The sequence below is a fragment of the Rhodocista pekingensis genome, from assembly GCF_042665545.1.
GTDB lineage: Bacteria > Pseudomonadota > Alphaproteobacteria > Azospirillales > Azospirillaceae > Rhodocista > Rhodocista pekingensis.
The window spans coordinates 389,172-401,117 of record NZ_JBHTCM010000010.1 but is presented as its reverse complement, the minus strand read 5'-3'; the positions used below and the strand labels follow the sequence as shown (position 1 = coordinate 401,117).

Below are 11,946 nucleotides of genomic sequence, written 5' to 3'. Positions count from 1 at the left end.
TCATTAATGTGCCGAGGCTGTTCCGTTGTCAAGAACATCCCCGCCGCCGCCCGTCAGGGGGAGGGGGCGTCGTCCAGCCGCAGCGCCCGCACCCGGGTCCGCAGTGTCCGTCCGTCCGGCAGTTCGCCCGCCGGCGCCAGCTCCCAGTCCCATTCCTCCGCGGCGCCGGCCGGCAGGGCCACGCCGTACAGCGGGTCCTCCCGCTCCAGGACGCGCCCGTCCCGGTCCAGGGTGGTCCGCGCGATGTCCGTCACCAGCAGGACCGGGCAGCGGAAGCTGCGCAGATGCGTCAGATGGGCGGCGACGATGGCCCGGCCGTAGGCGTCCGCCGCCGTCTCCGGCCAGCGGTGCAGCGCCGCCGCCAGCGGCAGCAGGGGAAGCTGGGAGAGCAGATTGACGGAGAGGACGAGGTCCACCGTGGGATCGTCCAGGAAGGCGGTGCAACCCGGCGCGGGCGGGGCCGTGACGGCGGGATCGGTCAGGGCCGCGGCCGTGCCGGTCAGGTCCAGCGTCGCCAACTCGACGGCAGCCGGCCCGTTCCGGCAGCGCCAGGCGGCCAGCCGCGCGGCCGGTGGGTGGGCGGCGTCGGCCAGCACCACGCGCCCGAAGCGGCCGGTCAGGTCCACCAGTGGCACGTCGGCCAGGGGACCGGAGCCGAGCACCAGCACCGTGCGGCGGGAGGCGCAGGCGGCGACGGCCGCCCGGATCGCCGCCTTCGTCCGCTCCCGGTGCGGTGCCCAGGCGCGGGCGCAGCGTCGGCCGCGGGCGGCGCAGGCCGTGGCGGCATAGGCATGGCCCAGCCGGCGCAGCGGGGCGGGGCAGTCGGTCAGCCAGGAGTCGGCCAGTTCGCGCAGCATCCCGGCAGTGTAGGGGGGCGTCCCGTCCGCGCAAGGGCCACCGGAAACGCGGACGGCCCCGCCTCGGGGAAGGCGGGGCCGTCGTCGGCGGGCCGGGGAAACGGCCCGCGGGGACAGAAGGGGCGGTTACCGGGCGGCGGTCTGCGCCCGCTTGCGCAGGGCGTCCAGCAGCGCGTCGATGTTGCCGCCGTTGCTCTCGATCACCGAGGCGAACTCCGACCGCTGGGTGACGCTCATGCTCACCCCCTCGACCACCACATCGACGATGCGGTAGCCGCCGTCGCGGGCGCGGACGCGCCAGTCCACCTTCACCGGCGGTCCGTTCGGCCGCAGCACCTGGCTGCTGACGATGGCGTCCTTGGTGCCGTCGGCGCGGGACCCGGTCACCTCGAAGGTTTCCCCGGCATACTGGTTGAACCGCTGGGCGTAGACCTCGACGATCATGCGCTCGAAGAGCTTCATGTACTCCTGGCGCTGCGCCTCGCTGGCCGTGTTCCAGTAGCGGCCGAGCACGAAGCGGCCGATCGTGGTGACGTCGAAGTTCTCGTTCAGCAGGCGGCGGAACTCCTCCACCGCCTGGGCGTCGGTGACCTTCGGGTCGGCCAGCACCGCGATGGCGCGGTCGCCCAGGGACTCGACGAAATCGCCCGCCCCCTGGGCCTGCGCCTGGGCGACAGCGGGCCGCAGGGCCGCCGTGGTCAGGGTGCCGGTCAGGACCGTCGCCGCGGCCAGCGCTGAGACGAAAACGGTCCGGAGGACAAGGCTGCGATTCATCTGCACGGGAGGAGTATTGTTGTTCATGACTCTGCCATCCTGGGAAATCTGGCGTCCGGACTCAGTGACGCGCATCACGCTCAGTCGTCATAGTCCGGAATGTCGGGATACTGGTCGGGCGCCGGCGCACCGTCGCGGATCCAGTTGTCCCGTCGTTGGCGATAAAGTGACCGCATCGCGGCATAGTAGTCGAAGCTGTTCGCCTTCAGATCGTCGATCACGTCGATGTAGCCGGCCCGGGTGTCCACGGCGACCAGACCGTACCGGACATAGGGAAACCACTCTTCACCGGTATTGTTCGCATAGTTGTTCCAGGGATCGGCCAACGTCTCGGCGAACAGGGCCGGCCCGTCGCGCAGGGAGGAGGGGCCGATCAGCGGCAGCACCAGATACGGTCCCTCCGGCACGCCCCAGACGGCCAGCGTCTGGTCGAAGCTCTCATACTCGTAGGGAAGGCCGTTCTTCGCCGCCACGTCGATCAGCCCGGCCAGCCCGACCGTGCTGTTGATGACGAACCGCTTGGTGACCGTGCCCGCCCCGTCCCAGTCGCCTTGCAGGAGCTGGTTGGTCAGATCCAGCGGCGCGCGCAGATTCTGGAGCACGTTGCGCACGCCCACCTGCACCGGGTCGGGCAGCACGGTCCTGTAGATCACCGCCAGCGGCCGGATCAGCACCGTGTCCACCGCCTCGTTGAACCAGAAGATGCCGCGGTTCACCGGCTCCAGCGGGTCGTTGACGGACCGCGTCTCGGCCTGTGCGCCGCCCTGCTGCGGGGTGGTCAGCGAGCTGGTCAGCGGGGCGGGCGCCGGTATGGACGGGGTGTTGCCCGCCGGCGCCACGCCGCCCGGCCGGTCATCCGTCCGGTTCGACGCGCACCCGCTCAGCAGCGCGCCCGTCAGAAGGGCGGCGGCGACGAGCCTGGTCGGATGCGGGATCGGCATGGCGGAACGGGACTCCCAGCGGACGGGGGCGATTTCGGCAGGGCCTCCGGCATTCCGAGGCGATATAAGGAAGCGCGGGGGCATGACAACCGCCGGGCTCGACGGTCTGGCATGCGGTGCCGTCGTCGGGCGGTACGCTAACGAACCCGGATTTCACGAAAGTGTTCCCTCGGCCGGTTCCCGCGGGCGCCGCCGGGGGGCCAAGGACGCAGAAGCGATGGTCCCGGAAGCGAGGGGTGCAAAAGCCCTTGCCCGGGGATCGGCGGGGTCATAAAGATATCTTTATGTGTTTAAGCCTCTGTGGCTCGGGGGCCGGCCAGCCTGGCGGGGGCGCCGGGTCCCGCAGGGACGTCAGGACAGGCAGGCCGGCGGTTGGTGCGGACGGGCCGGCGCGGAGGAGGTGGATGGAGTTCCTGCTGAACGCGCTGAAGGCGGCGGCCGAGCCGACCCGGCTCCGCATGCTGGCGCTGTGTGCCCATGGCGAGCTGTCCGTCAGCGAACTGACCCAGATCCTGGGCCAGAGCCAGCCGCGCGTCTCCCGCCATCTGAAGCTGCTCTGTGAAGCCGGTCTGCTCGACCGCTTCCGGGAGGGCATCTGGGCCTATTTCCGGCTGGCGGAGCGCGGTCCCTGCGCCGAGCTGGCGCACACGCTGGTGGACGCGATCCCCGCTGACGACCCGACGCTGGCCCTGGATCTGGAGCGGCTGGAGACGATCCGGCGCGCCCGGCGCGAGGCCGCGGCCCAGTATTTCCGGGAGAACGCCGCCCGCTGGCACGAGATCCGGTCGCTGCACGTCCCCGAGCGGGAGGTGGAGGAGACGCTGCTGCGCCTTGTCCCTACGGAGGGGGTGCGGGACCTGCTGGACATCGGCACCGGCACCGGCCGCATGCTGGAACTGTTCGGCCCACGTGTCGGCCGCGCCATCGGCGTGGACAGCAGCCGCGAGATGCTGGCCGTGGCGCGGGTGAACCTGGAACGGGCGGGGCTGCGCAACTGCCAGGTCCGACTGGGCGACATGTACCAGCTTCCGCTGCCCTCGCAGAGCTTCGATGCCATCATCGTGCATCAGGTGCTGCACTATGCGGAGGAGCCGTCGGACGTGCTCTACGAGGCGTCGCGCCTGCTGCGGCCCGGCGGCGTGCTGCTGGCGGTGGACTTCGCCCGCCATGAGCAGGAGGTGCTGCGCACGGAGCATGCCCACCGCCGCCTGGGCTTCGACGATGCCGAGGTGTCGGGCTGGCTGGCCCAGGCGGGGCTGCTGCCGGGCCCCGTCGTCCATCTGCCGGGCGACCCGCTGACCGTCTCCATCTGGCGCGCGGTGCGCCCCGCTGAATCCGGGATCGCCGTCGCCCCCGAAACCCCGATCGATCTCGTGTCCGGAGTCCTGTCATGAGCCTCGCAGACCTCGTGGATGCCGTGGCCCCCCCGAAGCCCCTTCTGGAACCGCCCTCCGGCCTCCGCGTCAGTTTCGAGTTCTTCCCGCCGAAGACGGAGAAGATGCAGGAGGCGCTGTGGCAGTCCATCCACCGGCTGGCGCCGCTGGACCCGGCGTTCGTCTCCGTCACCTACGGGGCCGGCGGCTCGACGCGCGAGCGCACGCACGCCACCGTCACCGCCATCCAGGCGGAGACCGGCATCCCCGCCGCCGCCCACCTGACCTGCGTCGCCGCCACGCGGGAGGAGATCGACGCCGTCGCCCGCGCCTACTGGGACGCCGGCATCCGCCACATCGTCGCCCTGCGCGGTGACCCGCCGCCGCGCCCCGACGGCACCGGTGGGCTGGGCGGCACCGGTTACCAGCCGCATCCGGGCGGCTATGCCTATGCCGCCGACCTGGTCGCCGGGCTGAAGCGGGTGGCGGACTTCGAGATTTCCGTCGCCTGCTTCCCCGAGGTGCATCCGGAGGCGCGGTCCGCCGAGGACGACCTCGACAACCTCCGGCGCAAGGTCGATGCCGGCGCCTGCCGCGCCATCAGCCAGTTCTTCTTCGATCCCGACGCCTTCCTGCGCTTCCGCGACAAGGCGGCGGCGCGCGGCATCGACATCCCGCTGGTGCCCGGCGTCATGCCGATCATGAACTTCGCCAAGGCGGTGGAGATGGGCGGCAAGTGCAACTGCGCCGTCCCCGCCTGGATGACCGACCTGTTCGAGGGACTGGACGAGACGCCGGAGACGCGCCAGCTCGTCGCCGCCACCGTGGCGGTGGAGCAGTGCCGCTATCTGGAGCGGGAGGGGGTGAAGCAGTTCCACTTCTACACCCTGAACCGGGCCGAGCTGACGGTCGCCATCTGCCACATGCTCGGGGTCCGGGCGAAGCGCCCGCCGGCGGCGTGAGCCGGGGTGGCGGGCGGATGATGGCGGGCGCCTCCTTCTCCGGCGGGACAGGGCGGACCGGCGCCCTGCCGGCCCTGGCTCTGCTGCTGACGGCGGGAGCGCTGTCGGCGGGGTTGGCCCCCGCGGCGTCGGCAACCCAGCTCACCCTGACCGTCACCAATCTCGCCACGCTGCCCGACGGCGGCCGCGGGGAGATTCTGGTGCAGGTGTTCGACAGCGCCGGGGCTTACGGCCGCGGCACCGGCCCCGTGGCGCAGGCGCGGCTGCGGCCCGAGGGCGACCGGCTGACGGCCCCGCTGGCCGATCTGCCGCCCGGCCGCTACCTGATCCGGGTGATCCAGGACCTGAACGGCAATGCGCGGCTGGACACCGGCCTGTTCGGAATCCCGCGGGAGCCGTTCGGCTTCAGCAACGATGCCATCGGCCGCATGGGCCCGCCTTCCTTCGAGGCGGCGGCCATCCCGGTCGGCGACCAGCCGGTCACGGCCGCCATTGCCCTGCGGCGATGATCCGCTCTGCCCCGGCCAGGGCCTCCGGGATGCCTCCTGGCCGCCCCCGGGGTGCCCTTGGGGTGCCATAAACCCCCGCCAGACTTCTCCCAGGCTGTCCCCCGAGGCGCCCAGGCGCCGGGGACCAGCATCGAGGTGAAGGATGATGCGCAGTCTCTTGGCCGGTGCGGCCCTGGCGATGTGGGCGGGATCGGCCGCCGCCGGTTCGATCACGCTCTTTTCCGAGGCCGACTTCCGCGGCGACCGCACGACGTTGCGCTACGATATCGGGAATCTGGCCGAGTATCCGCCCTGGAACGACCGCGCCCGGTCGCTGGTCGTCAGCTCCGGGACCTGGGAGGTCTGCCGCCACAAGAACTTCAAGGACTGCACGGTGCTGCGCCCCGGGTCGCGGGTGGCCGATCTGGGCCAGATCGGCATGTTCCGCCAGATCTCCTCCATGCGCGAGCTTGACGCCTACGGCCGGCGCGACGACCGCTGGGATGACCGCTGGAACGACGGGCCGCGCAACGGCTGGAACGACCCGCCGCCGCCCCCGCCGCCCTGGGGCTGGGGCAGCCCGCGTCACGATGACGGCATCCACTGGGACGACGACCGCTCCGGCGGTCTGAGCCGCTGTCAGGCCAAGGTGTACGAAGGCTTCGTGGACCGCTTCGGCTACCGTGCCCGGGCCAGCTTCTCCGGCCGGCCGGACGACGGCACGATCTGGTGGAACCGGGAGGCCTGGCGCTTCCGCTGCGCCAACGGCCGCGTCCACATCTGGCAGTGACGCCGGTGGCAGTAACGCCGGCGGCAGTGACGCCGGCCCGGTCCCGGCCGGTCGGGTCGAACCGGCCCAAGGTCGTATGCCCTTGGCCCGGTGCCGTTCCTCCCCACGGCTGATTGGCGGGAACGGCAAACGCTTCCACCATCCCCCACCCGGACCCGTGACCGGCGATCCGCCAAGGGGATGATGAGCGAGACCGATACCGACCCCGGTTCCACCCGGGCCCTTCTGAGGATGCTGGCGGCACAGGATGGCGACGCCCTTCCCGGTCTTCCGGAGGAGGCAGCCCTGCCGTTGCGCGCGATTCTGTCCCGGATTCCGGAGGGCATCGCCATCGCCGAGGCCCCCTCCGCCGCGATCCGCTGGGCCAGCGACGTCGCCCTGGACATGCTGGGACCCGACCTCGTGCGCGCCGGCGGCGATGCCGTGGCGACGCCGCTGCCTCTGTTCCGGGCCGGCAACGGTGGTCCCGTCCGGTTCGAGGACCAGCCGCTGACCCGCGCCGTGCGAGACGGGGAGGCGGTGACGGACGAGGAATGGCTGCTGCGCCATGCCGACGGCCGGCTGCTGCCGGTGCTCTGCAACGCCGGCCCGATCCGGGACCGGCAGGGCGCCATCACCGGCGGCATCATCGCCTGGCGCGACATCAGCGCCCTGCGTGCGGCCGAGGCCGGCGTGCGGGCCGGGGCGCAGCGGCTGCGCAGTCTGGTGGGCGCCACCAGCTCCATCATCTGGACGACGGACGCGCTCGGCCGCTTCGTGGAGCCGCAGCAGAGCTGGGAGCGCTACACCGGCCAGGGCTGGGAGGCGCACCGCGGTTTCGGCTGGGTCGAGGCCCTGCACCCCGACGACCGCGCCGCCGTGCTGGAGACCTGGACCCGGGCCTGCGCCGAGGGGGCGGTCTACCGCACGGAAGGCCGCGTCCGGCACGCGGAGAGCAACACCTATCGCCCCTTCGTCGCCCGCGGGGCGCCGGTGCGCGCGGCGGACGGGACGGTGCTGGAATGGATCGGCACCTATACCGACGTCTCCGCCCGGCGGGAGGCGGAGCGGAACCTGGAGGTGACCCTGCGCGAGAAGGACCTGCTGTTGCAGGAGATGAACCACCGGGTCTTCAACAGCTTCCAGCGCATCGCCACGATCGTCAGCCTGCAATCCGCGCGCTCCGGCGATGCCGCCGTGAAGGAGCATCTCGGCAAGATCTATCACCGCATCCAGACGATGGGGCTGGTCCACCGCCGGCTCTATTCCGGCCGCTCCGTGGACCGGATCGACCTCGGCGGCTATCTGACGGAGCTGTGCGCCGACATCCAGCAGGTGATGGCGGACAAGGACGACCAGTGGCGCATCGAGGCGGACTGCGACTCCCTGCCGGTCGCCATCGACAGCGCAGTGCCGCTGGGGCTGGTCGTCAACGAGCTGGTGACTAACGCCTGCCGCCACGCCTTCGACCGGCGCTCTCCGGGTCTCGTGCGGGTCGCGTTCCGGCAGACGCCGGACGGCTTCCTGCTGAGCGTCACGGATGACGGCTGCGGTCTGCCCGACCCGATGCCGGCACCGCCGGGGGCGCTCGGCATGCTGCTGATCCGCAGCCTCGTCGGGCAGCTCGAAGGCAGCCTGAGCGTGGAGCGCACGGGGCCGGGCACCTGTTTCAGGATCGCCCTGCCGCGCACTTCCCTGATCCGCTGACCGCCCGGTGCCACACCCCGGTCCGGCCCCGTGCCGGCGTCACTCCTCCTCGGCCGCCTCCGGCGCGGTGACGTTGGTGTAGAACGCCGCGACGGCGATCCCCGCCAGCACGGCGAAGGTCTGCGCCTCGGCCTGCGGCGCCTGGATCAGACCGTCCGCGACGTGATGGGCGGAGAGCCCGGACACGACACCCAGAATCGACGAAAGAACCGCCCGCATCCCCGTCTCCTCCCTTGCTGCCGCCAGCCATACGGCCCCTTGCAACAGGCGCCGGGGCCGCCTGTCGCGCAGGTCATGAGGGGAGGGACGGGCAGACCCTTCCGGTCTTGAAGATGCGGGAACGATGCCGATCTCGATCCAGGCACGGCGGCCTTGGCGGGTGGCCCTGGATGCCGGATCGGTCTGGTCTTGCGTCCGCCTTCTGGTTGAGTGACACTGACAGGACGGTTGTCGGAGTTCCCCGATGAAGAACGCCCACCACGTCATCCCCTCGGCGGACGGAAGCTGGAATGTCCGGCGGTCCGGGGCGGTGCGCGCCTCCCGTCGGTTCGACAGCCAGGCCGATGCGATCCGCTATGCCACCGACAAGGCCCGCAAGGCGCAGGGCGAGCTGTACATCCATCGCCGTGACGGCGTGGTCGTCGGCCGCGACAGCTTCGGTCCGGCCCGGTAGGTGGCCCCAGGAGCCGCTGGCCGCGCATGTCGTTCGAGACCAGCGTCTTCATCAACTGCCCCTTCGACGACGAGTATCTTCCGCTTCTCCGGCCGATCCTCTTCTGCGTCGTCGATCTCGGGCTGGTTCCCCGGATCGCCCTGGAGAGCCTGGATTCCGGCGAAGCCCGGATTGCGAAGATCGTCCGTCTGATCCGGGAGTCGCGGTTCGGCATCCATGACCTGTCCCGTCTCAAGGCGCGGCGGAAAGGGGAGTTCTTCCGCCTCAACATGCCGTTCGAACTGGGGCTCGACGTAGGCAGCCGCCTCTTCGGGCCGCCGGAGTTCTGCGTGAAGCGGTGCCTGATCCTGGAGGCCGAGCGCTACCGCTTCCAGGCGGCGATTTCCGACCTGTCGAATTCCGATATCGCAGTCCACCGGAACGAGCCGGAGCTGGCGCTCACGGAGGTGCGCAACTGGCTCGTCGGCGTCGCCGGACTCCGGCAGGTTCCGGGACCTGCCGCCCTGTTCGGCCGCTTCAACGAGTTCATGGGCGATACCTATGACCGGCTGCGTGGTCGCGGCTACTCCGACACCAACATCGAAGCCCTGCCGGTGCCGGAGCTGATGGACTGCATGCGCGACTGGGTCACGGGCAATCCGCGGCCACACTGACGGCACGCGGGGGGCCGCCTCACGCCGCCGCGGGGGCGGCGGCGGCGCGGGCGTCGGCGTCGGGATCGTAGTTCAGGTTCGGGGCCAGCCAGCGTTCCATGGCCGCCACCTCCATGCCCTTGCGCCGGGCATAGTCGGCCACCTGGTCGCGCTCGACCTTGCCCAGCCCGAAATACTTCGCCTCGGGGTGGGCGATGTACCAGCCGCTGACGGCGGCCGTCGGCATCATGGCGAAGGTCTCGGTCAGGCTGATGCCGGCGGCCTTCTCCGCGTCCAGCAGGCGCCAGAGCGTGGCCTTCTCCGTGTGGTCGGGGCAGGCGGGATAGCCCGGCGCGGGGCGGATGCCGCGGTAGGCCTCGGCGATCAGCTCTTCGTTGCTCAGGTCCTCGTCCGGGGCGTAGGCCCAGAACTCCCGGCGCACCCGCTCGTGCATCCGCTCGGCGAAGGCTTCGGCCAGCCGGTCGCCCAGCGCCTTCAGCAGGATGGCGTTGTAGTCGTCGTGCGCCGCCTCGAAGGCGCGGGCGCGCTCCTCCAGCCCGTGCCCGGCGGTGACGGCGAAGCTGCCGATCCAGTCGGGCACGCCGCTCTCCTTCGGCGCGATGAAATCGGCAAGGCACAGATGCGCCCGCTCGCGGCCGGGCTCGCGCGCCATCTGCTGGCGCAGGAAGTGCAGCCGGGTCAGCACGGTGGTGCGGCTCTCGTCGGTGTAGATCTCGACGTCGTCGCCCACGCTGTTGGCCGGGAACAGGCCGATCACGCCGCGCGCGGTCAGCCACTTCTCCCCGATGATCCGTTGCAGCATGACCTGCGCGTCCTTGAACAGGCCGCGCGCGGACTCGCCCACGATCTCGTCGTCCAGGATGGCGGGGAAGCTGCCGGCCAGCTCCCACGCCTCGAAGAAGAACTTCCAGTCGATCCGGGTCGCCAGCTCGGCCAGATCGTAATCCTCGAAGACGCTCACGCCGGGCGCCGCCGGCCGCACCGGCGTGTAGGCGGACCAGTCCGGGCTGAAGCGGTTGGCACGGGCATCCGCCAGGGACAGGCGGGCGCGGCCGTACTGGTTGCGCTCGTGCGCCTCGCGCATGCGGGCATAGTCGGTCTTGATCCCGCCGGCGTAGCCCTTCTTCGCATCCGCGCTCAGCAGGTTCTGCGCCACGCCCACGGCACGGCTGGCGTCCAGCACATGCACCACGGGTCCCGCATAGTGCGGGTCGATCTTCACGGCGGTGTGGACTTTGCTGGTGGTGGCGCCGCCGATCAGCAGCGGGATGTCGAAGCCCTCCCGCGCCATCTCCTTGGCGACGAACACCATCTCGTCCAGCGACGGGGTGATCAGGCCGGACAGGCCGATGATGTCCACCTTGTGCCGGCGCGCCTCCTCAAGGATCTTCGCGCAGGGCACCATCACGCCCAGGTCCACCACCTCGAAGTTGTTGCACTGGAGCACGACGCCGACGATGTTCTTGCCGATGTCGTGGACGTCGCCCTTCACGGTCGCCATCAGCACGCGCCCGGCGGAATCGCTGCCGCCCCCGCCGCCCGCGGCGGCCTTCGCCGCCTCGATGAAGGGCAGCAGGTAGGCCACGGCCTTCTTCATCACGCGGGCGGACTTCACCACCTGCGGCAGGAACATCTTGCCGGCCCCGAACAGGTCGCCGACGACGTTCATGCCGTCCATCAGCGGCCCCTCGATCACCTCCAGCGGGCGGGCCGCCTGCTGGCGGGCCTCCTCCACGTCGGTGTCGATGTACTCGTCGATGCCGTGGACCAGCGCATGGGTCAGCCGCGCCCGCACGTCCTGCTGGCGCCAGGACAGGTCGGCCTCCTTCTTCGCGGCGCCCCCCTTGTACCTGTCGGCCACCTCCAGCAGCCGGTCGGTGGCGTCCGGCCGGCGGTTCAGGATCACGTCCTCGACCCGCTCGCGCAGCTCGGCCGGGATATCGTCATAGACCGGCAGTTCGCCCGCATTGACGATGCCCATGTCCATGCCGGCCGGGATGGCGTGGTAGAGGAACACCGAATGCATCGCCGCACGCACGGCGTTGTTGCCGCGGAAGCTGAAGGACACGTTCGACAGGCCGCCGGAGATGTGGCAGCCGGGGCATGCGCGCCGGATCAGGCGGGCCGCCTCGATGAAATCGACGGCGTAGTTGTTGTGCTCCTCGATGCCCGTCGCCACGGCGAAGACGTTGGGATCGAAGATGATGTCCTCGGCCGGGAAGCCGACCCGATCGACCAGGATGTCGTAGCTGCGCTTGCAGATCTCGACCTTGCGGTCGCGGGTGTCGGCCTGTCCCTTCTCGTCGAAGGCCATGACGACGACGGCCGCGCCGTAGCGACGGATCTTCCGGGCATGCTCGATGAACGGCTCCTCCCCCTCCTTGAGGGAGATGGAGTTGACGATGGGCTTGCCCTGGACGTTCTTCAGCCCGGCCTCGATGACGCTCCACTTGGAGCTGTCGATCATCACCGGCACGCGGGCGATGTCCGGCTCGCTGGCGATCAGGCGCAGGAAGCGGACCATCGCCGCCTCGCTGTCCAGCATTGCCTCGTCCATGTTGACGTCGATGACCTGGGCGCCGTTCGCCACCTGCTCGCGCGCCACGTCCAGCGCCGCCTCGAAGTTGCCCTCCAGGATCAGCTTCTTGAACCTGGCCGAGCCGGTGACGTTGGTGCGCTCGCCGACATTGACGAAGAGGGCGGTGCGGGGGGTGGTGCTGTCGGTGGTCATGGGGCGGCTCGGGGGTTG

At 70.8% G+C, this 11,946-nt stretch carries 12 protein-coding genes; 7 read left to right on the top strand and 5 right to left on the bottom strand.

Annotated features, from left to right (window positions below):
* Window positions 1–53 precede the first annotated feature (53 nt).
* The 3 genes from ACFQPS_RS10145 to ACFQPS_RS10135 all read right to left on the bottom strand — a co-directional run bounded on the left by ACFQPS_RS10145 (window position 54) and on the right by ACFQPS_RS10135 (window position 2,572).
* The gene (locus ACFQPS_RS10145; protein WP_377358650.1) at window positions 54–857 is read right to left on the bottom strand and encodes a hypothetical protein; all 804 of its coding nucleotides are present in this window, start codon (window positions 855–857) and stop codon (window positions 54–56) included.
* A 126-nt stretch (window positions 858–983) separates the two neighbouring features.
* The gene (locus ACFQPS_RS10140; RefSeq protein ID WP_377358648.1) at window positions 984–1,658 is read right to left on the bottom strand and encodes an MlaC/ttg2D family ABC transporter substrate-binding protein; all 675 of its coding nucleotides are present in this window, start codon (window positions 1,656–1,658) and stop codon (window positions 984–986) included.
* Between the two features lie 53 nt (window positions 1,659–1,711).
* Complete coding sequence (locus ACFQPS_RS10135) at window positions 1,712–2,572, bottom strand: MlaA family lipoprotein (protein ID WP_377358646.1); 861 nt, start codon at window positions 2,570–2,572, stop codon at window positions 1,712–1,714.
* A 404-nt stretch (window positions 2,573–2,976) separates the two neighbouring features.
* Between ACFQPS_RS10135 and ACFQPS_RS10130 the strand changes: the two genes are divergently transcribed.
* The 5 genes from ACFQPS_RS10130 (at window position 2,977) to ACFQPS_RS10110 (ending at window position 7,871) form a co-directional block, all read left to right on the top strand.
* Entirely contained in the window at window positions 2,977–3,966 is a 990-nt protein-coding gene (locus ACFQPS_RS10130) for an ArsR/SmtB family transcription factor (RefSeq protein WP_377358645.1), read from the top strand.
* Window positions 3,963–4,907: a methylenetetrahydrofolate reductase gene (gene metF / locus ACFQPS_RS10125; protein WP_377358643.1), complete on the top strand. Its 945-nt coding sequence runs from the start codon at window positions 3,963–3,965 to the stop codon at window positions 4,905–4,907. Before ACFQPS_RS10130 ends, metF begins: the two co-directional genes overlap by 4 nt.
* Before the next feature lie 17 nt (window positions 4,908–4,924).
* Window positions 4,925–5,416, top strand: coding sequence for a DUF2141 domain-containing protein (locus tag ACFQPS_RS10120; protein WP_377358642.1), 492 nt, complete (start codon window positions 4,925–4,927; stop codon window positions 5,414–5,416).
* A 145-nt stretch (window positions 5,417–5,561) separates the two neighbouring features.
* Window positions 5,562–6,185, top strand: coding sequence for a beta/gamma crystallin-related protein (locus tag ACFQPS_RS10115; protein WP_377358640.1), 624 nt, complete (start codon window positions 5,562–5,564; stop codon window positions 6,183–6,185).
* 183 nt (window positions 6,186–6,368) lie between these two features.
* Complete coding sequence (locus tag ACFQPS_RS10110; protein WP_377358638.1) at window positions 6,369–7,871, top strand: sensor histidine kinase; 1,503 nt, start codon at window positions 6,369–6,371, stop codon at window positions 7,869–7,871.
* A 39-nt stretch (window positions 7,872–7,910) separates the two neighbouring features.
* Here the strand turns inward: ACFQPS_RS10110 and ACFQPS_RS10105 are convergent, their stop codons facing one another.
* The gene (locus tag ACFQPS_RS10105) at window positions 7,911–8,090 is read right to left on the bottom strand and encodes a hypothetical protein (protein ID WP_377358637.1); all 180 of its coding nucleotides are present in this window, start codon (window positions 8,088–8,090) and stop codon (window positions 7,911–7,913) included.
* A 244-nt stretch (window positions 8,091–8,334) separates the two neighbouring features.
* On the opposite strand from ACFQPS_RS10105, the gene ACFQPS_RS10100 reads away from it, so the two are divergent.
* Window positions 8,335–8,544 (top strand): DUF2188 domain-containing protein, encoded by a 210-nt coding sequence (locus ACFQPS_RS10100; RefSeq protein ID WP_377358636.1) that lies wholly within the window; start codon window positions 8,335–8,337, stop codon window positions 8,542–8,544.
* A 26-nt stretch (window positions 8,545–8,570) separates the two neighbouring features.
* The gene (locus tag ACFQPS_RS10095) at window positions 8,571–9,197 is read left to right on the top strand and encodes a hypothetical protein (RefSeq protein ID WP_377358635.1); all 627 of its coding nucleotides are present in this window, start codon (window positions 8,571–8,573) and stop codon (window positions 9,195–9,197) included.
* Between the two features lie 19 nt (window positions 9,198–9,216).
* Here ACFQPS_RS10095 and metH read toward each other — a convergent pair whose 3' ends face one another.
* Window positions 9,217–11,928, bottom strand: a complete 2,712-nt coding sequence (gene metH, locus ACFQPS_RS10090; RefSeq protein ID WP_377358634.1) for a methionine synthase — start codon at window positions 11,926–11,928, stop codon at window positions 9,217–9,219.
* Window positions 11,929–11,946 lie beyond the last annotated feature (18 nt).

Excerpts from the sequence above, each read along its gene's own strand:
- ACFQPS_RS10145 (WP_377358650.1), bottom strand. The coding sequence starts at position 857 with ATGCTGCGCGAACTGGCCGACTCCTGGCTGACCGACTGCCCCGCCCCG.
- ACFQPS_RS10115 (WP_377358640.1), top strand. The coding sequence starts at position 5,562 with ATGCGCAGTCTCTTGGCCGGTGCGGCCCTGGCGATGTGGGCGGGATCG.
- metH (WP_377358634.1), bottom strand. The coding sequence starts at position 11,928 with ATGACCACCGACAGCACCACCCCCCGCACCGCCCTCTTCGTCAATGTC.
- ACFQPS_RS10130 (WP_377358645.1), top strand. The coding sequence starts at position 2,977 with ATGGAGTTCCTGCTGAACGCGCTGAAGGCGGCGGCCGAGCCGACCCGG.
- ACFQPS_RS10105 (WP_377358637.1), bottom strand. The coding sequence starts at position 8,090 with ATGCGGGCGGTTCTTTCGTCGATTCTGGGTGTCGTGTCCGGGCTCTCC.
- ACFQPS_RS10120 (WP_377358642.1), top strand. The coding sequence starts at position 4,925 with ATGATGGCGGGCGCCTCCTTCTCCGGCGGGACAGGGCGGACCGGCGCC.
- ACFQPS_RS10100 (WP_377358636.1), top strand. The coding sequence starts at position 8,335 with ATGAAGAACGCCCACCACGTCATCCCCTCGGCGGACGGAAGCTGGAAT.
- metF (WP_377358643.1), top strand. The coding sequence starts at position 3,963 with ATGAGCCTCGCAGACCTCGTGGATGCCGTGGCCCCCCCGAAGCCCCTT.
- ACFQPS_RS10140 (WP_377358648.1), bottom strand. The coding sequence starts at position 1,658 with ATGAACAACAATACTCCTCCCGTGCAGATGAATCGCAGCCTTGTCCTC.
- ACFQPS_RS10110 (WP_377358638.1), top strand. The coding sequence starts at position 6,369 with ATGAGCGAGACCGATACCGACCCCGGTTCCACCCGGGCCCTTCTGAGG.
- ACFQPS_RS10095 (WP_377358635.1), top strand. The coding sequence starts at position 8,571 with ATGTCGTTCGAGACCAGCGTCTTCATCAACTGCCCCTTCGACGACGAG.
- ACFQPS_RS10135 (WP_377358646.1), bottom strand. The coding sequence starts at position 2,572 with ATGCCGATCCCGCATCCGACCAGGCTCGTCGCCGCCGCCCTTCTGACG.